The following is a 22,802-nucleotide window of genomic DNA, read 5'->3' on the forward strand; positions in this document are numbered from 1 at the left end:
GGTAGCGTGATCCATGTCGAGGTCCTCAGGATGGGCAGTGTCAGAACTTCCATCCTCGGAGGGCCTCGACCCCTATCCAGCGACCGACGCGCCCAACCCGACTACACTCTCAGCTGCGAAGAGCCACTTTGGCCTCAAGTATGCACGATCTTCTGTGCAATGGCATCTGTGGTTAAAAACGCAATCATTCCCGGTGACACGGCCGCAGGCGCGCGTGGTCGCGCACGCGCACTGAGCGGGAGCACCGCCTCCGAAGCCTCTCCCACCTGCGCGCGGTTCGGTCGCACAGATCAATGTCACGGAGGGCAGTTCTCGCAGATCAGGACGACCCGCGCCGAGGTGGCCGCCCCTTCGCAGGTTGCCCGTGGTTCGCGTTGCGCCTCCCCTCGGTCCGCGTTGCGCCTCCCCTCGATCAACGCGGGGCTCGGAATCATCGTGTCCCCCGACGCGCCGTCGTCTCGATCAACGCGGGGCCGGAAATCCGCGTCGCCCGCGACGCGGTTTTCGCGCTGACCGTTGATCGAGGGAACGTCCGCAGCTCGCGGCACCGCCGGCACCCCGCAGACGCGACGAAGCCCCGCACGCGGCGGGGCTTCGGGCACGACAGACTCGCCGTCGTCTCGATCAACGCGTGGCTCGGAATCAGCGTGTCCCACGACGCGCCGTCCTGTCGATCAACGTGGGGCACGAAATCCTCGTCGCCCGCGACGCGGTTTTCGGGCTGACCGTTGATCGAGGGAAGACCCTCGGCCGACCGCCTCGGCGTACCGATCGAGGAGGACGCACCTCTCAGGCGAGTGCGGCCGCTTCGGTCGCGTCGAGGAGGTCGTGGCGGACGATCGACTGCTCACGGTCGGGGCCGACGCCGATGACGGAGATCCGGCAGCCGGAGAGCTCCTCGAGGGCGAGAACGTACTTCTGCGCGTTGACCGGCAGGTCCTCGAAGGTCCGCGCCGTCGAGATGTCCTCGGTCCAGCCGTCGAAGTACTCGAAGATCGGGGTCGCGTGGTGGAAGTCGGTCTGCGTCATCGGCATCTCGTCGAAGCGCTCGCCGTCGACGTCGTAGGCCACGGCGACGGGGATCTTCTCGATGCCGGTGAGGACGTCGAGCTTCGTGAGCACGTAGTCGGTGAATCCGTTGACGCGGGAGGCGTAGCGGGCGATCACGGAGTCGTACCAGCCGCAGCGGCGCGGGCGTCCGGTGTTGACGCCGAACTCGCCGCCCGCCTTCTGCAGGTATTCGCCCATCTCGTCGAAGAGCTCGGTCGGGAAGGGGCCTGCGCCCACGCGCGTCGTGTAGGCCTTGACGATGCCGACGACGCGGTTGATGCGCGTGGGTCCGATGCCCGAGCCCACGCACGACCCGCCGGCCGTCGGGTTCGAGGAGGTGACGAACGGGTAGGTGCCGTGGTCGACGTCGAGCATCGTCGCCTGGCCGCCCTCCATGACGACGACCTCGCCGCGGTCGAGGGCGTCGTTGAGCATGAGCTCGGTCTCGGCGACGTAGGGGCGCAGGCGTTCGACGTAGGGCAGGAAGTAGTCGACGACCTCGTCGACGCTCACGGCGCGACGGTTGTAGACCTTGACGAGGAGTTCGTTCTTCTGGTGCAGGGACCCTTCGATCTTCTGCCGCAGGATCGATTCGTCGAAGATGTCCTGGACGCGGATGCCCAGGCGCCCGATCTTGTCCATGTACGCCGGGCCGATGCCGCGCCCGGTCGTGCCGATCGCCCGCTTGCCGAGGAAGCGCTCGGTCACCTTGTCCAGAGTCTGGTGGTAGGGGGCGACGAGGTGCGCGTTCGCCGAGATCCGCAGCTTCGAGGTGTCGGCTCCGCGGGATTCGAGGGCGTCGATCTCCTCGAAGAGCGCTTCGAGGTTGACGACGACGCCGTTGCCGATGACCGGGGTGACGTTGGGCGAGAGGATGCCGGCGGGAAGGAGCTTGAGCTCGTACTTCTCACCGCCGACGACGACCGTGTGACCTGCGTTGTTCCCGCCGTTGGGCTTGACGACGTAGTCGACGCTGGTGCCGAGGATGTCGGTGGTCTTCCCTTTACCTTCGTCGCCCCACTGAGCGCCGACGACAACGATTGCTGGCATGAGTGTGTTCACCTCAAGTGAAAAAAGGGGGATCTTTACCACCACAGTCTACGTGCTGGCCCCGACACGGCCGTCATCTCGGCCTTCCCCAGCCCGGGCTTGACCCCTACGCTGGCATCATCGACCCCATCGAGGCAATCGCTGCGCAGAGGAGCACCCATGGCCGAGACCCCGATCCCCCAGCCCGTCGCCGACTTCATCGACATCGTCAACGCCCACGACGACGCCGGTTTCCTCGCCGCCTTCTCCCCCGAGGCGACCGTCGACGACTGGGGCCGCACCTTCACCGGCCGCGACGAGATCAAGGCCTGGAGCGACACCGAGTTCATCGGCTCGAAGCCGACGCTCACTCCCGAGCAGGTCGACGTCGACGGCAACGCGGTGACCGTCATCGGCGACTGGCGGTCAAACCATGCCAACGGACGTTCGGCGTTCACGTTCATCACCTCGGGTCACGAGATCACCTCGCTGACGATCCGCGAGGGCTGAGGCCGGCACCGCCTCGGCGCACCAGGGCCACACCGCGCACCTGTGCCGTCCCGTGCACCTGTGCCACAATGACAGTGACGCCTGCGCGTCACGGCGGTGGGGCTCGCCGTACCCAACCTCGGTTCACCGACAACAGTCCCTACCTCGACCGGCGCAAGCATGCCCGAAAGGTAGGAGAGACCATGAGCACCGCCCCCGCAGATCCCCCTCGGTCCCGCATCGTCGTCGGCGTCGTCCCCGATCAGCCCGCCGAGGTGCTCGAAACCGCAGCGACCTTCGCCGTCCGATTCGGCGCGGACCTCATCCTCGCCGTCGTCGACGATTCCCGCTTCACGGTCGAGGTCCGTCCCGATGGATCCGTCGTCTCGATGCCGATCGACCCCGATCTCCTCGCCGAGGCGGCTCCCGCCTTCGATCCCGACCTGCGCTCCCGCATCGGTGCGGTCCTCACCCCGACGGGGGTGTCGTGGAGTGAGCGCGTGCTTGCGGGCAGTCCTTCGCAGGAACTCGGTCGCCTCGCCGAGGAGGTCGATGCCGCGATGATCGTCGTCGGCGTCCGCAGGTCAGGGCTGCGCGGCTCGCTCCACGAGTTCTTCAACGGCTCGGTGGCGATCCAGCTCGCCCACCGTCAGCGCCGGCCCCTCGTCGTCGTCCCGTTGCGGAGTGCCGGCACCACGACCGGGGCGGACGGCCCATGAGCCGGCCCGTGCACCTGCGAGCCTCCTTCCTCGGCCTCGCACTGCTCGGCGGGACGCTCGGCACGGCCGCCCGCGAAGCGCTCAGCCTCACGATTCCCTCCCTCGGCGGGATTCCCGTGGCGATCTTCGGGATCAACCTCCTCGGCGCGTTCCTCCTCGGCCTCCTCCTCGAGACCCTCGCGCGCCTGGGCCCCGACGACGGCGCGCGACGGAAAGTCCGGATCCTCGTGGGCACCGGGTTCATGGGCGGGTTCACGACCTACAGCGCACTCGCCGTCGACACGGCGGGCCTGCTGAACGAGGGGCGAATCGGCACCGGCAGCGGCTACGGTCTGGCCACGGTCGTCCTCGGTGGGATGGCGACGTGGGCGGGCATCGTCCTCGGCTCGCTCACCCGCCGATCCGGCGCACCGGAAGACGGTGTCCGACTGCCCATCGACCCCGACACCGCCGAGGTGGGAGACCGGCTGGGCGCCTCCCCCGAGGTGGAAGCCCAGCAGGAACGCAGCTCCTCCCCCGAACCGAGAACCCAACAAGATGACTCCCCCGATTCAGGGAACCGACTGGGCCGCAGTGAGGGAGACCCGCAATGACCCCGCTCGTCTTCGCCGCGATCGCGGTGGCCGGCGGCCTCGGCGCAGTGGCCCGGATGGTCATCGACGGGCTCATCAAATCGCGCATGAGCGGGGCGATTCCGTGGGGGACGATCCTCATCAACGTCTCCGGGTCGCTGCTCCTCGGCTTCGCCGCCGGGCTTGCGGCCGGTCAGGTGCTGCCCGAGGAGTGGTTCCTCATCGTCGGCACGGGATTCCTCGGCGGGTACACGACGTTCTCGACGGCGAGCTTTGAGACGGTCCGCCTCGTCCAGGAGCGCGCATGGGCGGCGAGCGCGGTCAGTGCGCTCGGCACCCTCGTCATCGCGACCGGGGCAGCCGGAGTCGGACTGTGGCTCGGCGGAATGGTCTGAGGCGAACAGCCCCACGGAATTGTCGACAACCTCGGCGACAATCGTCGCCTTTTGACAACACACCTGTTGCTTAAATAACGCGGAAGCCCACGGATTCCCTTACCCCCTGCCACTTGGATGGGAACTCTCTGACTCCCTTTGCCGAGTCATCGACACGGTCCTAGAGTGAGGACAGAGGTGCCCGTGCGGCGGGTCGTCGCGCGGTGGTCACTCCTCTTCAACACCGATGTGAATGGAGAACTGATATGCCTACGCCCGAAGAACAAGTCGACCAGTGGTTCGATCCGAAGAAGCCCTCGACCACCGAGGTGGGGGCGAAGCGCGAATCGGACGCGCACTCGCTGAGCGTGGGACCCGACGGACCTCTCCTGCTCCATGACGTCGCGCTCGTCGAGAAGCTTGCCCGCTTCGACCGGGAGCGCGTGCCCGAGCGCAGCCCGCACGCGAAGGGCTCGGGGGCGTTCGGCGAGTTCGTCGTCACCGGCGACGTCTCGAAGTACACGAAGGCGGACTTCCTCCAGCCCGGGAAGACCACGCCGATGCTCGCCCGCTTCTCCACCGTCGCCGGTGAGCTCGGATCCCCCGACTCGTGGCGCGACGTCCGCGGGTTCGCGCTGAAGTTCTACACCGAAGAGGGCAACTTCGACATGGTCGGCAACAACACGCCGGTCTTCTTCGTCCGCGACCCGATGAAGTTCCCCGACTTCATCCACTCGCAGAAGCGCCTGCCCGACTCCGGCCTGCGCAGCCCCAACATGCAGTGGGACTTCTGGTCGCTCTCCCCCGAATCCGCCCACCAGGTCGCCTACCTCATGGGACCGCGCGGTCTGCCGAAGACCTGGCGGAACATGAACGGGTACTCCTCGCACACGTACATGTGGGTCAACGAGGACGGAGAGAAGTTCTGGGTCAAGTACCACTTCCTCACCGACCAGGGCGTGGAGAACATGTCGAACGAGGAGGCCGAGAAGCTCGCCGGCGAGGATGCCGACATCCACCGCCGCGATCTCTTCGAGGCGATCAAGAAGGGCGACTACCCGTCGTGGACGCTGCACGTCCAGATCATGCCCTTCGAGGACGCGAAGACCTACCGGTTCAACCCCTTCGACCTCACCAAGACCTGGTCGAAGAACGACTACCCGCGCATCGAGGTCGGTCGGTTCACGCTCAACCAGAACCCGATCAACCACTATGCGCAGATCGAGCAGGCCGCGTTCAGCCCGTCGAACACCGTGCCCGGTACGGGGGTCTCGCCGGACAAGATGCTGCTCGGCCGCGTGTTCTCCTACCCCGACGCGCACCGCAACCGCATCGGCACGAACTTCAACCAGCTGCCGGTCAACGCGCCCGTGACGAAGACGAACAACTACGACAAGGAAGGCCACATGCAGTACCACCACACCGGTGCTGCACCCGTGTATGCCCCGAACTCGTACGGGCGCGCCTTCCAGGACACGCAGGGCGTCGTCGACAACGGCTGGGAGTCCGACGGCGAACTGGTCCGCATGGCCTACACCCTGCATAAGGACGACGACGACTTCGGTCAGGCCCACACGCTCGTCCGTGAGGTCTACACCGACGCCGAGCGGGCCGAACTCGTCAACACGGTCGTCGACATGCTCAAGTCCGATCTCGAGGAGCCGGTCCTGTCGAACGTCTTCGCGTACTGGAAGAGCATCGACGAGGAGGTCGGCCAGGCCATCGAGGACGGCTACCGCAAGGGCTGAGTCGCCCACGGCCGCCCGGCCCGAGGCCGGCTGCTCACCCGACGGTCGCCCGGCCCACCGTCGGGTGAGCGCCCGGCCCACCGCCGGCAGCTGACCCCGGCCGGCCGGTGAGCCTCCGACGGACCCAAGCGCCCGGGTCCCGTTCCGCCTCCCCCGGGAGCGGGTCGGGACTCGGGCGCTTCATGGTCTGGAAATTTAGTTAACTTGGTGAAATACTAATGGCATGCAGGACTCCCCTCGGGTACCCGGCGCCCTCCGCATCGTCATCCCCATCGTGCTCATCCTCGCGTGGCTCGCGGTCTTCGGCCTCGGCGGTGCGAGCTTCGGCGACATCAGCGAGGTCTCCTCGGACGACCGGTCGAGCTACCTCCCCGACAGCGCGGAATCGACCCGCGTGCAGAACGAGATCACGGAGTTCACCGGCTCCGACGCCGTTCCCGCGATCATCGTCGCCGAACGTCGTGACGGCCTCACCGAGGCGGATCTGACCGGTCTCGCGGAACTCGCCGACACCGCCGAGGAGAGCGTCGCCGGGGCGTCGGCGTCTCCGGTGATCCCCTCCGAGGACGGACAGGCCGCGGAGATCATCGTCGCGGTCCCCTCCGATGCCGAGGTCGGCGACGCCGTCACCGCCTTGGAAGCCCAGGCGCAGGAGGTCCTGCCGAACGACCTCGGCGTGTGGGTGAGCGGACCCGCCGGGTTGTCGGCCGACCTCGAGGAGGCGTTCAGCGGCATCGACGGCGTCCTCCTCCTCGTCGCCCTCGCCGTCGTCTTCGTCATCCTCGTCATCGTCTACCGCTCACCGCTGCTGCCGATCCTCGTCCTCCTCTCCTCGATGACCGCGCTCTGCGCCGCCGTCCTCGTCAACGTCGCCCTTGCGCGGGCCGGCGTCGTCACACTCAACGGCCAGGTGCAGGGCATCCTCTTCATCCTCGTCATCGGCGCCGCCACCGACTACTCCCTGCTCTTCATCGCCCGCTTCCGCGAGGAGCTGCGCGACAATCGGTCGCCGCGCACGGCTGCGAGGCGGGCGGTGAGGGGTGTGCTCGAGCCGATCGCCGCCTCGGGAGGCACCGTCATCGCCGGGCTCCTCTGCCTGCTCCTGTCCGACCTGGGGTCGAACTCCGCTCTCGGTCCCGTCGCCGCGATCGGCATCGTCTGCGCCATGCTCACCTCGCTGACGTTTCTCCCGGCGCTGCTCGCCGTCACCGGTCGCGTCGCGTTCTGGCCCCGAGCTCCCCGGTTCGGCTCCGCTCACCCGGTCCTCACCGGCGCCGAGGCGACAGGGCTCTGGGCCCGCATCGGCCGTGCCGTCGCCGCCGGTCCCAAGCGGATGGTCGCTGGAGTCACCGTTGTCCTCGTCCTCGGCTGCGGAGGCCTCCTCGTCCTCGACGCCGAGGGCGTCCCGCAGAGCGAGTTCGTCCTTGGGCAGAGTCAGGCCCGCGATGGGCAGGCCGTCATCGACCGGCACTTCCCCGGCGGTTCGGGCTCGCCGGCGTATGTGCTCGCCCGGGAGTCCGATCGGAAGGAGGTCGCCGAGGCGATCGCTCGGACTCCGGGTGTCGACGGGCTCGCGCTCATCGCCCAGGATTCCCCGGCCGGGACGGTGCCCGTCGATGCCTCAGGTGACGTCGAGAGCGCTGGCCCGGGCGGAGGTGGCCCCGGCGGTGGGCAGGTCCCGGCGGTCGAACCGACCGTCATCGACGGTGAGCTGATGTTCTCCGTCACGCTGTCCGACCCTGCCGATTCCCTCGAGGCCGAGCAGACGGTCCGCGACCTCCGTGCCGAGCTGGCCCCCTTTGATGCGGCGGTGGGAGGAAGCACCGCCGTCGACCTCGACACGAACGAGACCTCGTCGGCGGACCGAACGGTGATCATCCCGATCGTCCTCGTCGTCATCACGATCATGCTCGCCCTGCTGCTGCGCTCCCTCGTCGCTCCGCTCGTCCTGCTCGCGACGACGGTGCTCAGCTTCGGCACGGCGCTGGGGCTCAGTGCGCTCATCTTCCAGGTCATCGGGCAGCCGCAGTCGGATCCGTCCGTGCCGCTCTATGCGTTCGTCTTCCTCGTCGCTCTCGGCATCGACTACAACATCTTCCTCATGACCCGGGTCCGTGAGGAGACCGTCGGCCACGGCACCAGGGAGGGCACGCTGCGGGGTCTGTCGGTGACCGGCGGAGTGATCACGAGCGCGGGCATCGTCCTCGCCGCGACCTTCGCCGCCCTTGTCGTCATCCCGATCCAGTTCCTCCTCCAGCTCGCGATCATCGTCGCCCTCGGCGTCCTCCTCGACGCCCTCATCGTGCGCACCCTGCTCGTGCCGGCGCTGGCGATCTGGATCGGCGACCGACTGTGGTGGCCGTCGCGGCTGGCGCGGAGAACCCCGGAGAGGTCGGCCGCGACACCACCGCGGTCCCACCGGGAGGCGACGAGGCTCCTCGCCGAACGCTGACGGTCCCCGTGGGATCTCAGTCGTCGACGGAGGAAGGGCCGTCCGCCTTGACATCGCCCTCGGCCCAGTCCTCACCGCTCAGGGCGATCTCCTCGCGGGTGTCGCGGAGGAAGCGGATGACGACCTCACGTTCGTCCCGAGTGAGTCGGGCTGCGGCGTGGAAGCGCCTCGCCTGCTGCCGACCGACGGTCTCCATCGCCGAGGCGTAGGTTCCCTGCGTGATCGACACGGTCTGCGCGCGGCGGTCGTGCGGGTGCGGGGCGCGGGTGATGTGGCCGCCGCGTTCGAGCCGGTCGAGGAGCTTCGTCGTCGCCGCCGGTGAGATGGTCAGGTGGGCGGCGATCCCGCCGGGTGTGCCGAGGATGTCGCGATGACGGCAGACGATGAGGTAATGAAGCGCCTTCATGTCCGTGGCGCCGAGGCGCATATAGCGGCGGGAGGCCTCGGAGATCTCCTGCTCGGTGTCGCGGAGCTCGCCGAAGGCGGTCATGAGCTCCGTGATCTGCTCGACGTCGGCGGGGTCCATGCCGGAGCGGTCGACGAGGCTCTGCTGCGGGTCGCTGGCGTCGACGTCATAGACGGCCGATCTCTCGACGGCTTCGCTCGCCACGCCCTGCTCCCACTCTGCCTCGTCATTCCGGGGCCCATCGCACCCCGTGAGTCTCCCACCCATGCTACAGCGCGGGCCCGAGGCTCGACCTCCGCCGCCAGGAGCGCCCAAGTCTGCCCTCGCCCAACCGTCGGTTGCCTCCGCGAGGAGGATCCGGTTCGAAACCGGGCTGGTTTTCGCACCCGGTCCTCCTCGGTGGCGAGTCCTCACACTCGCCGCGTCGACCCACCGCAGCCTCTGGCTCCCCCACTCCTCGCTCCGTCGGCAGGTCAGAGTTCAGCGACGATGCCCCAACGGGCGAGTCGGGCCGCAAGCCAGTCGAAGCCGCCATCGTCACTGAGGTCGTCGAACGACTGCAGCAGGTCCCCCGGGCGGGCTCTCTCGAACACAGGGGCCGATCGCCCCGAGTCGAAGAAGACGAAGGCCAGCCCTGAGGGATCTCGCCGCGACACATAGCGGATTCCGTCGAAGCCCGCTCGCCAGGCGGTGCGCGCCCACGGAATCGTCTCCGCATATCGGTCCGACCCGGGAGATGTCAGTTCATCCGGCGGCAGGTTGAAAGTGTGCATGTCAGCGCCCGCCAGAGAGGCCACCCTGAGGTCCCGGCTCGCACGGACCTGTGCCAACACCCGACCGCGGAACAGCGCGCGTGGAAGGGCATCGGTGTCGTCAGGCGCGCGGTCGCGAAGCAGCATCTCCCAGAGCGCGACGTTCTCCGAGGGCGACGCATAGAGCGTCGGGACCGGCCTCGCGGGCACTGCATCGTCGAGGAAGAACGAGAACCGCGAAACTGGGAAGACATCGCCCTTCTGCGTCGCCCGGACTGCCAAGGACGTTCCCGGATTGAAGTCGTTCGGCGCACGGTTCGATGGTCCCGGCGAGTACACGCGCAGGAGAACGGTCCCTGCAGGAACCAGGTCCTCGGCGGGCTTGAAAGGGTCTGGCGGTGTCGCCACCGGTCGCGCCATCAGGCGTCCGCGAGGGCGGCCGCTGCCGTGGAGAGGAAGTCGGAGTCTCCCGCGCGCCGCGCCGGCAGGTCGCCTGAGAACCTCGGAGAGGGCGCGGCCGCCCAGATCGCGAAGTCTCGCCCCATTAATCCGAGCTCGTCGAGCACGGCAGCCATCGGAGCGACCCAATCACGGACGGCTCGGGTTTCGGGATCGATCTGGAAGGCGGGGTAGAGCGTCCTTCCTGCATGCTCGACGCGGATGAGGTTGCCGGATTTGGCGCGCTGAGCCGCCCAATTGCGACCGCGGCCGACATACTCAGCCATCTCACCCGCGCTGAGCAGACGCGTCTCGTCACTGCCCTCGAGCGCGGCCAGTCGTCGCTGGGATGCCGCCAAGCCCGCAGCGATGGCCGGGCTCGGCTGCGCGTCCGCGATGCTGCTCTGCAGTTCGCCCTCGAGCACCTCGAATCGCAGGAGGCGCAGATCGTCTTCGAGTTCGTCCAGACGGGTGATCGCAGCGTGGGGAGAGAGTCCTCTGAGCGAAGCGCGCAGAGATTCGACAGTGTCGTGGACCGGCTGTCCGCCCTCGGCGTCCGCCCACGACCCGAAAACTGCGCCCATCACCCACTCCAATCGTGCGTATCGTGCATTCCATTCTATTGCCTTAACTGCACGAATGGAACCGATCGAGCCACTGGGCGTCGCCGAGGCGGCGAGAAGCCAGCCCGGCAGGGCGACCAAGCACCCTTCCCGAGGAGGATCCGGTTCGAATCCCAGCCCGATCTCGCACTCGATCCTCCTCGGGGACGCGCCTCAGACCCGCCGCGCCTCGATGAGATTGCGGGTCGAGTGGGCGACGAACGGACCGTCGGAGGCGATGCGTTCATGGAGTTCGCGCAGGCGGTCCCGGTATCCCTCGACGGTGAAGCCGGGCACCCACCAGACGACCTTGCGCAGGAGGTAGACGACAGCGGCGACGTCGTGGATCTCGATGCGCAGGTCCACGGTCCGGAGGTCGACGACCTTGAGGCCCGCCGCCTCGGCGGCAGCGGCCTCGTCCTCGGGGTGCCGCGCCCGCCTGGCCTGAGGCTGGGGGCCGAGGAAGAACTCGATGAGTTCGAAGACACTCGCCGGACCGACGTGCTGGGCGAAGTACATCCCTCCCGGCCGGAGCACGCGAGCGATCTCCTCCCACCAGATCGTCGCCGGGTGTCGACTCGTCACGAGGTCGAAGGCGGCATCGGCGAAGGGCAGCGGGGGTTCGTCGGGATCGGCGACGACGACCACCCCGCGGGGATGGAGGAGGCTGGTGGCCCGTGCGATGTTCGGCGGCCACGATTCGGTGGCCACCGCCGTCGGCGGGAACCGAGCCGCCTCGGCGAGGACCTCTCCCCCACCGGTCTGGATGTCGAGCGACGCCGAGGCGGCAGCCAATCTCTCGGCCAGTTGCCGGGCGTAGCCCCACGGGGGCCGCTCCTCGGTGGCGCGGCCCTCGAGCCATGCGAAGTCCCAGCCGGTGACGTCGGCGTCGGCGCCGAGGGCGATGAGATCGTCGAAGGAAGTGCTCACCCCGCGACGATGGCGTCGATCGCGGCCGGGTCGGAGGAGCGGAGGAACTCCTCGATGCGCGCGGCTTCTTCGCTCTCCCCGATCCCCGCCGAGGCGCGGCCGAGGGCATAGAGCGCGCGGAGGAACCCGCGGTTGACCTCGTGCGACCACGGGATCGGACCGGCGCCGCGCCAGCCGGCGGCGCGCAGGGCGTCGAGCCCGCGGTGGTAGCCGACACGGGCATAGGCGTAGGAGTCGACGAGTCGTCCTTCGGCGTGGGCCTCATCGGCGAGCACCGCCCACGCGAGCGACGAGGCGGGGAGGTCGGCGACGATGTCGAGGGCCTCCTCACCGGCATCGAGGCGGCGCTTCGCCTCGACGTCGGGGTGGTCGTCGGGCAGGAACGTCGGCTGCGGGCCGAGCTGCCCGGCATCGAGGTTGCCGATGTGGGAGGGATTGCCGATGGGCTGCGTCATGGTCGTCTCCTGTTCGTTGGGCGAGCGGTGCGGATCCGCCGAGGCGGGTCCCCGGTCATCGTGTCACACTCAGTTCGTCTTCACGGTCGAGGGCAGGACCGCGTACGGGTTCGTCGCCAGCGCACCGATGACGCCCTGTGAGGCGAGCTCGTCGAGCTGCTTCTTGTCCGCGACTCCGGTCGCCCAGACCCCCAGACCCGAGTCCGTCCAGTCACCGGCATCGGCGGCGTCGACGGCGACCATCGTGTACCCCTGATCGGCGAGCTCCGTCTCCGCCGTGGCGGTCGGATCCCCGACGAACATCGCAGCGATCCCGGCATCGGCGGCGGCGCGGGCCACCTCGGCGTCGGCGGTGCGCACGATCGTCGAGGCCGCCATGTCCGCCTTCGCGATCGCGGCCAGGGCCGGTTCCGCGGTGGCCGTGTCGGGGATGAGCGGCACGACCACGGTGCTGCCGGCGACGGCGTCGAGCACCTGCTGCCACGTCATCGGCGTGCCCGGTTCGGTGCCTTCGCGCGGGGGTTTGATCGTCCTGTCCTCGAACTCATCGACGGTGAGCCCGCCGAGGCCGTCGGGCAGTCCCAGCGTCTCGGCGGCGGTCTCGGGGTCGGCGGCGACGACGGTGCCGTCGTCGAGGGTGGTCAGCGTCGGGGCCGGAAGGTAGCCGAACTTGACGTTCTCGGTGAAGGCGAGCTCCGAGTTCGGCGGGTAGACCTCCGAGCCGCCGTCGAGGGCGGCCACGGCCGGTGGGTTGAGGTCGTCGACGGTGAGCGTGTCCTTGTCGCCGAAGACGTTGACGAGGAGGACGATGATGAGGCCGACGACGACCACGGCACCGGCCCACAGGGGCGCGTTGAACTTCTTCGGCTCCGGCTGTTCGGGCATCGGGATGCGGTCCTCGCTCATCGGCTGCCGTCCTTCGTCGAACCGGCGCCGGTGACAAGGCCGCGGAGGAAGCCCGCCCCCCAGCACAGGTGCATCGTCGGGAGGATGAGGCCGAACCAGAACCGTTCGCGGCGTCCGCAGTCCTTCGCGGTTCCCGCGGCGGCGACGATGCCGGCGATATACGTGAGACTGGGGACGTGGACGAGTGAGGTGAAGCGCCGGACGGGCTTCGGCCACCGCTTCGTGCGCCCGGTCAGCTGGAGGAGGGCCTCGATGACGCTCGCGGACATGCCGAGGACGAGCAGCGGCGGCGCAAAGTACCGCAGCGAGTTCTTCGACCCGTACCGCCGGATGAGCTCGGCACGCCAGATGCCCGTCGCCCAGAACTGTCGGGCGATCTTCGACCAGGTGCCCCGCGGCCAGTACGTGACCTCCATGTCCGGGTTGAACCAGATCCGTCCCCCGGCCGAGCGGATGCGCAGGTTGAGCTCCCAGTCCTGTCCGCGTCGGATGTCCTCATCGAACCCGCCGAGGTGGTCGAACACCTCCCGGCGGTAGACGCCGAGGTACGCCGACTCCGACTCCCCCGCCTCGTCGCCGGAGTGGTAGGCGGGTCCGCCGAGTCCGATCGGGGACATGTATGCGCGGGCGACGGCCTTCTGGAAGGCCGACTTCCCGCGGGCGCGCATGAGCCCGCCGCAGTTGGCCGACTGCGTCTCCCGCAGGGTCTCGATGGCCTGGCGAGTGTAGTCGGGTTCGAGGCCCGAGTGGGCGTCGACGCGGATGACGATCGGGTGACGGGTGTGCCGGATCGCGCGGTTGAGTCCGATCGGAGTGGCGCCCTCGGGATTGTCGACGGTCTGGATGCGCGGATCGGCCTGCGCCATGCGGGCGATGATCGCGTCCGTGTCGTCGGTCGAGGGGCCGAGGGCGAGGACGACCTCCTTCTCGCCGTCGTAGTCCTGGGAGAGGACGGTCGTGATCGCCTGCCTGATGTGCTCGGCTTCGTTGAGCACGGGCATGATGTAGGAGACTCCGGGCTTCTCCGCCAGCGGGGGAAGCCCTTCGGGGGTGAGGGGGGTGAGAACGTTCGGCACGCCCCCAATCTTCCCATACGGCCACTCGGCCCCGCGCGCAGGCCGTGCTCAGCCTTCGCGCGACGAGAAGCTGGGCATCCCACATACGCAGATCAGACGCTGCGCCCGGAGACAGACCGAGAGGCCACTCCCCTGAACCGCTAAACTAAATACAATAAATAGCGTTCCGCAATTTCGTTCAGGAGCCATGGTGTCTCAACGCGAAACTTCGTCGCCCAGCCCGTTCACCCCAGGTTACAGCAAACCTCCTTTGGTCTTCGGGGGTCACGAAGACGAACTCGAAGAGCTCACCGCGGTCTTCCGCACTCTCGACTTCGGCGAGAATGACTCGCTCCTCATCTCGGGGCTTCGGGGCTCAGGTAAGACCTCCATGCTTGCGCGCCTTCAGGATGCCGCTCGTAGTTCGGGGTGGATCGTCCTCTCCGACGACGCGAGCAAGGGACTCATGGATCGGGTCACCGAAACTTCGATCCCAACCGAGATCAATCGCCTGGCAGAAGCTGACCGTGTTCGTCTGAAGAGCGTCGGCATCTGGAAGTTCTCTGCCGAGTTCGATTTCGTCGATCGCAACCGCGAGATCCGACCGCTCCTGCGCAACGATCTGGTCGCTCTTTCCGAAGCTCTCAGCGGACGGGCCGGAATTCTCATCACGATTGACGAAGTGTCGTCGGGGAAGGTTCGTCTTCGAGAGCTCTCTCGGTTTGCGCTCGAGGTCGCTCATGCGAAGTCCGAGGGCGCGAATATCATGATTGCCTTCGCCGGAATCAAAGTCGATCTCGACGAGCTCGTGAAAAACGAGCACACCACGTTCATCCGCCGGTCGCGTGATCTCACATTCCGCCGACTGAATCCCAAGGAAACTGCTCACGTCTTCGAGGAGACAGCCAGAATTGCAGGAAGATCGATTGACCGAGAAGCACTCGATCTGCTTGTTCGTGTTGCTCAGGGTTATCCCTATCTGATCCAGCTCGCTGGTGACTACGCCTGGCGGAACACTCCCGAATCCGAGAGTATCTCCGTGGACGATGCGCAAGTCGCTCATGACAAAGCAATCAAGTCAGTGCAACGTCGCGTCATCAGCAGGGTGTATGAGGACTTGTCCGAACGCGACAAGGACTTCGTCAATGCTATGGCACACGACGTGACCGGTCGCAGCAAGATGTCAGACATTGCAACCCGGATGGGTACGTACGGCCAGTACGTGCAGATCTACAAGAAACGACTCTTGGACAGTGGGTACGTTCAGCCGGACGGTCGAGGCTACGTTGCCTTCTCTCTGCCATACCTGGGCGACTACATCCGATCAATGGCTGCTGACGAGTCAGGCAACGAGTTCCAAACAAGCGACTGGAGTGAGTTTCCGCCTCCGCCGCACGACTGAAGGATGCGCATATGCCACCGAGGGCTGGCTCGGTGGCATATGCGCGTCACCTGTTCCCGTCGCCGAGCCCTCACTTGATGGGCTTGGCCTCGGGTGAGAGCACCCACCACGCGTCCATGAGTCCCTGGCCCTTCGTCTCGCCCGCCGCCGAGTCGCCGGCGAAGTAGTACAGCGGCCAGCCGTCGAGGGTGAGCTGCGGCTTCCCGTCGACCCCGGTGATCGTCGCGAGGTCACCGGTCACACCGTCGAGCTTGACCTGGTCGCCGCCGGGCACTGCGGGCCACTTCGCCGCACAGTCGCCTTCGCACGCGGACTTGTCCGCACCCTGGGTGTCCTTGGCGAACTGGTAGACGGTCATCCCGTTGCCGTCGACGATGATCTCGCCGAGGTCGGTCTCCGCGGTGCTCAGCGTGCCGGCTCCTGCGGCGGCGTCGGTGCCGCCGGACTCCGTCCCGCTCGATTCGGCGGAGTCCGAGGCCCCATCCGAGGCGGGCGCGCCGTACCCTCCCCCGCCGTCGGAGGATCCGCAGCCGCTGAGGCCCGCGATGACGAGAGTGGAGGCGGCGAGGATGGAGGCAAGTTTCGTGGACATGGATTCGATCCTTTCGTCACGGTTCAACCGCAGGCGCGGTTGTCGTGTACACGAGACGACCGCGCGTATGGTTCACCGCTCACACGTCCTTTTCGAGCACCGTCGTCCCACCGGTCGTGCGCACCGCGATTGTGACGATGTCGCTCAGGCGCACGGCGGTGGCCGCATCGACGGTGACCTCCTTGCCGACCACCGCATTCCACGTCGCCGCCTGACTCGTGTTCCCCGCCGAATCGGTGATCTCGAGGACGTAGGCGGGAGGTGTCTGCCCCTGCCACTCCGGGGAGGCAGGATAGTCGCAGTCGATCCTGATCTTCGTCCCCCAGGCCACGCTGCGCAGTTCGAGGCCCGCCGTCATCGCCGTCGACACCGCCGGGTCGAGGGCGACCGTCGCATCGGGCGGGTCGGTGGCGACGATCCGGGGAACGAGCACGATGGCGATCGCGAGGAGGACGGCAGCGGCGGCGGCCGTGAGCGTCCACGCCATCCGGCGCCGACTGCGCTGCGCGTCGACCCGGCGCAGCGTCCCCTCGAACAGGCTCGTGGTGTCGGCACGGTCTTCAACCGGGTCCATCGCCTCGAAGTCCTCGGGCGGGGCAGCGGCCCGACCGAGCAGTCCGGGCAGCCCGGCCAGCTCGGCGACGGCGGCCCGGCACCGCGGGCAGTCCTCCATGTGGGACTCGAAGCGTCGCCGGTCCTCGGGTGAGAGTGCGCCGAGGACGTAGGCGCCGTCCCACTCCTCGAACTCCTCGTGCTCGGTCATCTGCTGACCCCTCTCTCCTTGAGCGCCAGACGCAGGGCGCGCATCCCGTAGTGCAGCCTCGACTTCACGGTTCCCTCGGCGACGCCGAGTTCCTCCGACAGGTCTGCGACCGTCCGGCCCCGGTAGTAGGCGCCGACGATGACGACCCGGTGGGCCTGGCTCAGCGCGGCCAGTGCTTCGTGGATCATCATCGCGTCGAGCACCTCGTCGACCCGATCGGACACCGGTTCATCCGGAAGCTCGCTGCCGGGAGATTCCCGTCGTCTGGGGGCGCTGCGGGACTTGTCGATGACGATGTTGCGGGCGACGGTGAACAGCCATCCTCCGACCTGCTCGGGCGGTTCGGTGAGGATGCGCGTCGTCTTCCACGCTCGCAGCAGGGTCTCCTGGACGACGTCGTCGGCTTCCGCGGCGTCCCCGGTCAGCGACATCGCGTAGCGCCACAGGGGTGCCGCGTGCTGATCGTGCACGTCCTTGAGCGCTTCGGCTCTGCGTCCTCTGATCAACTCGTCTCCCCGCCTCGGCGTGTGCCTTCGGAGGGTACACGACACCGGCCCTCGGTTGGTTCAATCCCTCGCCGAGGTGGTCCTCCGGTCGCTCAGTGCGCGGGCTTGCGTGCGGGGCGGGGCTTGGGTTTGACGGGGCGGCCGGCGAACCAGACGTAGCCGGCACCGGCGACGGCGCCGCCGGCCATGATGACGATCCACCACGGGAAGCCGGGGATGTCCGGCGGCTGGGTGGCGTCCTTGAGGGCGTCGGGCGGGGTCGGGATGACACGTTCGCCGATGACGAGGATGCGCTGGGTGTTGATGCCCAGCGGGGTGCAGGTCACGAGGGTCGCGAGGTCCTTGCCGGGGACCGGGTCGAGGGTCTCGGTCTGGTCGGGGTCGACGATCTTCGTCTCGATGACCCGGTAGGTCACGACGCGGCCGAAGGTGTTGAAGGTGAAGTAGTCGCCTTCGCCGATCTTGTCGAGGTTGGTGAACATCTCCGCCTCGGCGAGCCCGCGGTGGCCGGTGACGACGGTGTTCATGCCGACGCCGCCCACGGGCAGGGCCGTGCCTTCGAGGTGGCCGGCGCCGCGCAGCAGGGTCTCATCCGAGGTGCCGTGGTAGATCGGAAGGTCGACGTTGATCTTCGGGATCTGGATGCGCGACATGACGTCGGTGGTCGGGCTCGTGAGGATGTCGTTGTAGCCGAGCGTGCCGCTGGGCTTCTTGCCGGCGCTCTGGCCGGGCTGGGGCAGGCGTTCGCCGGCGTTGATCCGAGCGCCGCCGGCTTGGAGCTTCTTGTTGTATTCGTCGGCGAGTTTGAGCTGTTCGGCGTTGAGCGGGGCATTGGGGTCCTCGGTCCCCGTCGCGTTCTTGAGGACCTTCGACTGGTCGAGCTGGGAGAACCAGGCCGCCATCGACGGGTAGGTCCACACGCAGGTGCCGACGAGGAAGAGGACCGCGATGATCACGGCGGGCACCGACAGCTTCCACCGAGGCTTCGGCGGGGTCGGGTCCGCGGGTGCGGGATCAGTGGTCGTCGCGGTCATAACTCCAGCATCTCATGGTTGGTGTGGGAAGGGGCCGAGCGACTGTTCTGTCGCCCGGCCCCTGGCCTGCCTCTCACCGAGGCGGCGGGGTCACCGCCGCCTCAGCAGGAGACGTTGTCCTCAGGCCTTGCGGGCCCGGGTGTAGCGCATCACTGCGGCACCCATCGCGAGCAGCAGCAGGGCGATGCCGAGGATGGTCAGCATGAGCTGGCCGTTGGCACCGGTGAACGGAAGCTCACCGCGGTCCTTCTGCTTGTTCGAGATGTCGATCGTGGTCGGGGAGTTCTCTCCGCCGGCCTTGACCGAGATCGGACCGGTCCACGGGTCCTGGGGAAGGGTGTAACCGGCAGGAGCCTTGATCTCCTTGAGGTAGTAGTCCTTCGCCTGGACGTCGTTGTTGCCGACCCAGAGGCGGATCGAGGCCTTGCCGTCGGCACCGGTCGTGATGGTTCCGACCGGCTGTCCGTCCTTCGAGTCGTAGACTTCGAAGACCGCGCCGGCCAGCGTGGAGGCCTTGTCCTGGTCAGCGTACTTGAGGACCTCGAGCTTGCCCCAGTTGGTGGTGGGCTTGCCGGTGGTGACCTTCGAGTCGTTGGTCGTGACGATGGCCTGGTTCTCGATCACACCGTTGTCGCCCAGCGAGGTGACGGTGGTGGTGACCTTCATGACGACGTTCTGGCCTGCCTGGAGCTTGCCCAGACCGGTCGAGGTGAACTCGATGTTCGCGGTCTGGCCGTTGCACGTTGCCGTGTAGTCGGTGCCCTCGGTGAAGCCGTCGACCGTGATGGTCTTGCACGTCAGTCGCGGGTCGAGGTTATCGGTGATGGTGAACGACCGGTAGGTGTCGTCGCCGAACTTGGGCGGAACCGGCGCGGTGATCGTCCAGGTGACGTCGGCTCCGATGTCGAGCTTGGTCGGGTTGGAGATCTCCTTGGTCGGCTTCGTCTTGTTCGTCTGGTTCTTCGGGTAGACGTTGACGTCGTAGAGCCACTTGCCGCCGGACTGCGGCAGCGGGAGGGTGACGAGGAACGGCTGTGCCGGGGAGACGATGTTGTTGTTGCCCGAGCCGGTCTCTTCGACCTTGTACAGGCCGAAGGGCAGGTCCTGGGTGACCTGGCCGTTGGCGTCGGTCGTCACCTTGATCGGGTCGCCGAAGGCGTAGCCGTTGTCTGCGGTGACGTTCCCAATGGTCGCACCGTCGATGAGGTTCCAGCCGGCGTCGGTCTTGAGGTCGATCGTCTGACCGCGCTTGCTGACCACCGGGGTGATCGTGAACTCGACGCCCTCAAGCGGCGTGCCGAGGCTCGAGGGGTCGCCGATCTTCGTGCCGTCACCACGATCGCCCTGCGGGCCGTCGTACTTGTTGATCGTCAGCGAGGTCGAACGGTTCGGATCGATGTTGCCTGCAGCGGCTTCAGCGGCCGGTGCGTTGACACTGACGCCGACGAGGCTGAGGGCAGCTGCTGCTGCCAAGGCGGGGATCCACCTCATCCGCTTGAACAGAGTCGCTTTCATTCCTGGTTGTTCCTTTCGGTGTTTTCGTGAAACTTCATTGGGGTTGTCTCGTGCACTGGAGTGGGGATGGAGCGTCAGCTCGCCCCGTGCATGCGACGTCGGTACTGCCACAGGGCGGCGGCCGCACCGGCCAGAAGCAGTGCTGCCCCGGCGATGACGAATCCGACCGTTCCGATGCCACCCGTGAAGGGCAACTGCGGCGACTTGGCCTGCTGGTTGACGATCGGTTCGTCGAAGGCGAAGTCGAGCTTCTCGCGGCTGATGGTGAACTTCCGCGGAGTCTCGTCGAGCTTGTACCCGGCAGGTGCCTTGGTCTCAACGAGGGTGTAGTCGCCCCACTTGAGGTCCTCGACCCGGAACTTGCCCGCGGCCGGGTTCTTATCCCGACCGGAGCAGCCTTCCGCCGAGGCGGCGACGCAGTCGTCGAGGGCGATCTCGTTGCCGTCGGCGTCGCGGATCGTCCATTCGGAGCCGTCGAGGAGGTCACCGGATTCGTTGACCTTGTCCCATGAGACGGTTCCCGGGGAGTCGCCGTTCGTCACGATGCATTCGGCATTCTTCCCCGCAGCGATCTCGACCTTCTTCGTCGATTCGTTGTACGTCGCGCCGGTGCACTTGATCGACATCTGCTCGTAGCCGGGGAGAGTGTTCTCCGAGATCTCGTAGGTGCCTGCGGTGACGTACTTCTTCTCGCCCGAGTCGAAGGTGAGGCGGCTGCCGCTTCCCGGGGTCGCGAAGAGCTTCTGGTTCCAGTCGGCCGCTGTGAGCGTTCCGCCGTTGTCGTTCTCGACGTTCTTCGTGATCTTCAGCGTCTGGCACTCGACGGTGTTCGTCAGCGTGTAGACGTTGGAGGCGTTCGGCAGCTTCGTGCTGAAGTTGTCGGTCAGTGGGATGGTGCCGTCGATGCCCGGACCCGCGATCGTCTTCGACTTGACCGTGCAGCCTGGGAACTTCTGGGCGTCGAACGTCGCGGTCTCACCGATCTTCACGGTGTCGCCCACGGCGAAGCCGGTGCGTTTCTGACCGAAGGCGGGATCACCAGCGGGCTGTCCGGCTGGGTCGAGCAGCAGTTTCGCGCTCATCCCGTTCGGCTGGCTGCCGTTGTCGATGGTCTTGCCGTCGATGACCCACTTCTTGTTCACGGTGACATCGGCTGCCGTCTTCTTGTTGACGTACCCGCATTCGACCTTGTCGCCCGCCTGGATCTCCGGGGACAGAGACTGCTCAGCTTCGCCATTGAGAGTCACATTTGCCGTCGTGCCATCAAGACGCGTGATCTTGCATGACCCGCTGACGAACTGATAACCCGTCTGCTGAGACTCGCTCACAGCAAGATTGGCTCGCGAGGAAGCACTGCCGAACGTCAGCGTCCACTTCGCGTTGCCGTCGGTACCAGTCTGCTGGGTGTCCTGGTTCGGAGTCCTTGACACAGTTCCAGAGGTCGCCGTCGCCTTCGCGCCGACGGTCCAACCGGCAGCATTCTGCGTGTTAGCGCCGTTCTGGTCCTGGGTCTTCTTGTTGATCGTCACTTCGGCGGTGAGCGGTGAGTTGACGAAGCGGCAGACGATTTCATTCCCGGTGGCGGGTATCGTCACCTGGGAACTGGTCCCATTTCCGGACACATTCATCGGTCGACCGTCGACCGTGCATGAGTAGCTGGAAGCGTAATTGCTCAGAACGGTCGATCCGGCCGCTGACTCAGAGAAACCGATCACTGCTCCGCGCGCTGCAGGCAGCGGGCCGAGAATCTCCTTCTGAATGCCGTTCGTCGTACCTGTCGTCGTCGTCGATGCGAGATCCTTCCCACCCGAGACCATCTTGAGTCCGAACTGATCGGCGGCGTTGACGCGGTTCTTCACGTCTTTTTCGACAGTGATCGTCGCGGGCGACGAGCACGTCGCAAGGTCGGTCAGACCACCTAGTGATGGTCTGGCCGGGATGGTCGTCGGGGTGTTCCAATCGGGCATATTGTACGAACGAACCGTATTGCCGTTGCTGAGATAGACTTTGCCGGCAGCGTCGAAAGCAACGCCGTTGACGCCCGACATTCCCGCAGCCACGGATTCCCCAGCTGATGCCACGATCTGGTTGCCGTCTGCATTGCCGAGTGCATCGTTCGTGACACTGAAGACTGTCGTGTTGGTTCCGAGTCCACGAACGATGAAGAGGTTGCCCTGGTTGTCGAAGGCGAGATCGCCATTGCTGTTAGAACTGCCACCGACACTTGTGTCGATGAACCCCATGTAGCGGAATCCATTGGTGCCGGTGTTGAATCTCCACAGCTTGAACTGCTTTCCGTCGGTTGTGAATCCGCCGAAATAGTAATCTCCACCTGTTGGCGAAAGGTCGACAGCTCCAGCAACCAGCGACCCCGCAAACTTGCCGTTGCCATCCTGCGTGGTGTCATAAGGTTGAGTCAGCTTTGTCCACTGTTCGGTTGCCGGATTGAACGAATACATCGTCGCCGTGCCGAAACTGCTGCCGGTTCGGTCGAAGCCGTAGAACATCTGGCCGCCGGCACTGATGCCGAGGCCGTTGAGCTGCAAAGTGGTAGGCGCTGGCTTCCCAACGTTCGTAACCGTACCGTTCGCGTCGACCCGCTGAATCTGTCCGCCGCCAGTAGAGGAGTACACAGTCCCGGCTGTGCACGCAACCGCGACCGCCTGAGGTTCAATCCGGGTCGGCGTCGGTGCCGATTCGGCCTTCGCGGCATCCGGTGACTTGGGCGCCGAGGGTTCGGTGCCACCGGAACCTGAATCGGTCAGCCCGCCATCGGATGACTCGCTCGGAGAAGGCTTCTCGCTCTGCTGCGACGACTCACTCGACGATGAGGGAGCGGAACCGAGACCCTTGCCCGTCGCCTCGGCGGGAGCCGGCGCCATAAGGGGCTCTTCGCAGCTGAGAGTGTAGTCGGGTTGGGCGCGTCGGTCGCTGGATAGGGGTCGAGGCCCTCCGAGGATGGAAGTTCTGACACTGCCCATCCTGAGGACCTCGACATGGATCACGCTACCTT

At 66.7% G+C, this 22,802-nt stretch carries 21 protein-coding genes; 7 read left to right on the top strand and 14 right to left on the bottom strand.

The window, feature by feature from the left end:
* Positions 1-789: 789 nt before the first annotated feature.
* On the bottom strand, positions 790-2,100 hold the full coding sequence (locus AACX88_RS16610) for an adenylosuccinate synthase (RefSeq protein ID WP_339393980.1): 1,311 nt from the start codon (positions 2,098-2,100) through the stop codon (positions 790-792).
* A 159-nt stretch (positions 2,101-2,259) separates the two neighbouring features.
* On the opposite strand from AACX88_RS16610, the gene AACX88_RS16615 reads away from it, so the two are divergent.
* The 6 genes from AACX88_RS16615 (at position 2,260) to AACX88_RS16640 (ending at position 8,433) form a co-directional block, all read left to right on the top strand.
* Positions 2,260-2,589, top strand: coding sequence for a nuclear transport factor 2 family protein (locus AACX88_RS16615; protein ID WP_339393981.1), 330 nt, complete (start codon positions 2,260-2,262; stop codon positions 2,587-2,589).
* Between the two features lie 182 nt (positions 2,590-2,771).
* Complete coding sequence (locus AACX88_RS16620; RefSeq protein ID WP_339393982.1) at positions 2,772-3,287, top strand: universal stress protein; 516 nt, start codon at positions 2,772-2,774, stop codon at positions 3,285-3,287.
* Positions 3,284-3,880 carry a fluoride efflux transporter FluC gene (locus AACX88_RS16625; RefSeq protein WP_339393983.1) on the top strand — a complete coding sequence of 199 codons (597 nt, stop codon included), beginning with the start codon at positions 3,284-3,286 and terminating at the stop codon, positions 3,878-3,880. The genes AACX88_RS16620 and AACX88_RS16625 overlap by 4 nt, the downstream gene beginning before the upstream one ends.
* On the top strand, positions 3,877-4,254 hold the full coding sequence (gene crcB, locus AACX88_RS16630; RefSeq protein ID WP_339393984.1) for a fluoride efflux transporter CrcB: 378 nt from the start codon (positions 3,877-3,879) through the stop codon (positions 4,252-4,254). The genes AACX88_RS16625 and crcB overlap by 4 nt, the downstream gene beginning before the upstream one ends.
* A gap of 245 nt (positions 4,255-4,499) precedes the next feature.
* Entirely contained in the window at positions 4,500-5,981 is a 1,482-nt protein-coding gene (locus tag AACX88_RS16635; RefSeq protein ID WP_339393985.1) for a catalase, read from the top strand.
* Between the two features lie 223 nt (positions 5,982-6,204).
* Entirely contained in the window at positions 6,205-8,433 is a 2,229-nt protein-coding gene (locus AACX88_RS16640) for an MMPL family transporter (protein ID WP_339393986.1), read from the top strand.
* 16 nt (positions 8,434-8,449) lie between these two features.
* On the opposite strand, the gene AACX88_RS16645 is transcribed toward AACX88_RS16640, so the two are convergent.
* The 7 genes from AACX88_RS16645 to AACX88_RS16675 all read right to left on the bottom strand — a co-directional run bounded on the left by AACX88_RS16645 (position 8,450) and on the right by AACX88_RS16675 (position 13,998).
* Entirely contained in the window at positions 8,450-9,043 is a 594-nt protein-coding gene (locus AACX88_RS16645) for a MarR family winged helix-turn-helix transcriptional regulator (protein ID WP_339393987.1), read from the bottom strand.
* 269 nt (positions 9,044-9,312) lie between these two features.
* Entirely contained in the window at positions 9,313-10,011 is a 699-nt protein-coding gene (locus AACX88_RS16650) for an RES family NAD+ phosphorylase (protein ID WP_095375058.1), read from the bottom strand.
* Entirely contained in the window at positions 10,011-10,613 is a 603-nt protein-coding gene (locus AACX88_RS16655) for a hypothetical protein (RefSeq protein ID WP_095375059.1), read from the bottom strand. The genes AACX88_RS16650 and AACX88_RS16655 overlap by 1 nt, the downstream gene beginning before the upstream one ends.
* A gap of 192 nt (positions 10,614-10,805) precedes the next feature.
* On the bottom strand, positions 10,806-11,561 hold the full coding sequence (locus AACX88_RS16660; protein ID WP_095375060.1) for a class I SAM-dependent methyltransferase: 756 nt from the start codon (positions 11,559-11,561) through the stop codon (positions 10,806-10,808).
* A complete protein-coding gene (locus tag AACX88_RS16665; protein ID WP_095375061.1) occupies positions 11,558-12,016 on the bottom strand; it encodes a DUF3151 domain-containing protein in 459 nt (152 codons plus the stop codon). Before AACX88_RS16665 ends, AACX88_RS16660 begins: the two co-directional genes overlap by 4 nt.
* Before the next feature lie 69 nt (positions 12,017-12,085).
* Positions 12,086-12,922, bottom strand: coding sequence for a hypothetical protein (locus tag AACX88_RS16670; protein ID WP_095375062.1), 837 nt, complete (start codon positions 12,920-12,922; stop codon positions 12,086-12,088).
* Complete coding sequence (locus tag AACX88_RS16675; RefSeq protein WP_095375063.1) at positions 12,919-13,998, bottom strand: glycosyltransferase family 2 protein; 1,080 nt, start codon at positions 13,996-13,998, stop codon at positions 12,919-12,921. The genes AACX88_RS16670 and AACX88_RS16675 overlap by 4 nt, the downstream gene beginning before the upstream one ends.
* Positions 13,999-14,185: 187 nt before the next feature.
* Between AACX88_RS16675 and AACX88_RS16680 the strand changes: the two genes are divergently transcribed.
* Positions 14,186-15,379, top strand: a complete 1,194-nt coding sequence (locus tag AACX88_RS16680; RefSeq protein WP_339393988.1) for an ATP-binding protein — start codon at positions 14,186-14,188, stop codon at positions 15,377-15,379.
* A 70-nt stretch (positions 15,380-15,449) separates the two neighbouring features.
* Here the strand turns inward: AACX88_RS16680 and AACX88_RS16685 are convergent, their stop codons facing one another.
* The 6 genes from AACX88_RS16685 to AACX88_RS16710 form a co-directional block, all read right to left on the bottom strand.
* A complete protein-coding gene (locus AACX88_RS16685) occupies positions 15,450-15,971 on the bottom strand; it encodes a COG4315 family predicted lipoprotein (protein WP_339393989.1) in 522 nt (173 codons plus the stop codon).
* A 79-nt stretch (positions 15,972-16,050) separates the two neighbouring features.
* On the bottom strand, positions 16,051-16,734 hold the full coding sequence (locus AACX88_RS16690) for an anti-sigma factor family protein (RefSeq protein WP_339393990.1): 684 nt from the start codon (positions 16,732-16,734) through the stop codon (positions 16,051-16,053).
* Complete coding sequence (locus AACX88_RS16695) at positions 16,731-17,240, bottom strand: sigma-70 family RNA polymerase sigma factor (RefSeq protein WP_339393992.1); 510 nt, start codon at positions 17,238-17,240, stop codon at positions 16,731-16,733. The genes AACX88_RS16690 and AACX88_RS16695 overlap by 4 nt, the downstream gene beginning before the upstream one ends.
* A gap of 92 nt (positions 17,241-17,332) precedes the next feature.
* A complete protein-coding gene (locus tag AACX88_RS16700) occupies positions 17,333-18,274 on the bottom strand; it encodes a class C sortase (protein ID WP_339393993.1) in 942 nt (313 codons plus the stop codon).
* Positions 18,275-18,394: 120 nt separating this feature from the next.
* Positions 18,395-19,789 carry a SpaH/EbpB family LPXTG-anchored major pilin gene (locus AACX88_RS16705; RefSeq protein WP_339393994.1) on the bottom strand — a complete coding sequence of 465 codons (1,395 nt, stop codon included), beginning with the start codon at positions 19,787-19,789 and terminating at the stop codon, positions 18,395-18,397.
* A 74-nt stretch (positions 19,790-19,863) separates the two neighbouring features.
* Positions 19,864-22,770: a SpaA isopeptide-forming pilin-related protein gene (locus AACX88_RS16710; RefSeq protein WP_339393995.1), complete on the bottom strand. Its 2,907-nt coding sequence runs from the start codon at positions 22,768-22,770 to the stop codon at positions 19,864-19,866.
* Between the last annotated feature and the right edge of the window lie 32 nt (positions 22,771-22,802).

This window comes from Brevibacterium metallidurans (assembly GCF_037101285.1).
Lineage (GTDB): Bacteria > Actinomycetota > Actinomycetes > Actinomycetales > Brevibacteriaceae > Brevibacterium > Brevibacterium metallidurans.

Coding starts and splice junctions, on each gene's coding strand:
- AACX88_RS16670 (WP_095375062.1), bottom strand. CDS start 12,922: ATGAGCGAGGACCGCATCCCGATGCCCGAACAGCCGGAGCCGAAGAAG.
- AACX88_RS16710 (WP_339393995.1), bottom strand. CDS start 22,770: ATGGGCAGTGTCAGAACTTCCATCCTCGGAGGGCCTCGACCCCTATCC.
- AACX88_RS16620 (WP_339393982.1), top strand. CDS start 2,772: ATGAGCACCGCCCCCGCAGATCCCCCTCGGTCCCGCATCGTCGTCGGC.
- AACX88_RS16700 (WP_339393993.1), bottom strand. CDS start 18,274: ATGACCGCGACGACCACTGATCCCGCACCCGCGGACCCGACCCCGCCG.
- AACX88_RS16615 (WP_339393981.1), top strand. CDS start 2,260: ATGGCCGAGACCCCGATCCCCCAGCCCGTCGCCGACTTCATCGACATC.
- AACX88_RS16650 (WP_095375058.1), bottom strand. CDS start 10,011: ATGGCGCGACCGGTGGCGACACCGCCAGACCCTTTCAAGCCCGCCGAG.
- AACX88_RS16705 (WP_339393994.1), bottom strand. CDS start 19,789: ATGAAAGCGACTCTGTTCAAGCGGATGAGGTGGATCCCCGCCTTGGCA.
- AACX88_RS16680 (WP_339393988.1), top strand. CDS start 14,186: ATGGTGTCTCAACGCGAAACTTCGTCGCCCAGCCCGTTCACCCCAGGT.
- AACX88_RS16640 (WP_339393986.1), top strand. CDS start 6,205: ATGCAGGACTCCCCTCGGGTACCCGGCGCCCTCCGCATCGTCATCCCC.
- crcB (WP_339393984.1), top strand. CDS start 3,877: ATGACCCCGCTCGTCTTCGCCGCGATCGCGGTGGCCGGCGGCCTCGGC.
- AACX88_RS16655 (WP_095375059.1), bottom strand. CDS start 10,613: ATGGGCGCAGTTTTCGGGTCGTGGGCGGACGCCGAGGGCGGACAGCCG.
- AACX88_RS16635 (WP_339393985.1), top strand. CDS start 4,500: ATGCCTACGCCCGAAGAACAAGTCGACCAGTGGTTCGATCCGAAGAAG.
- AACX88_RS16685 (WP_339393989.1), bottom strand. CDS start 15,971: ATGTCCACGAAACTTGCCTCCATCCTCGCCGCCTCCACTCTCGTCATC.
- AACX88_RS16625 (WP_339393983.1), top strand. CDS start 3,284: ATGAGCCGGCCCGTGCACCTGCGAGCCTCCTTCCTCGGCCTCGCACTG.
- AACX88_RS16690 (WP_339393990.1), bottom strand. CDS start 16,734: ATGACCGAGCACGAGGAGTTCGAGGAGTGGGACGGCGCCTACGTCCTC.
- AACX88_RS16665 (WP_095375061.1), bottom strand. CDS start 12,016: ATGACGCAGCCCATCGGCAATCCCTCCCACATCGGCAACCTCGATGCC.
- AACX88_RS16610 (WP_339393980.1), bottom strand. CDS start 2,100: ATGCCAGCAATCGTTGTCGTCGGCGCTCAGTGGGGCGACGAAGGTAAA.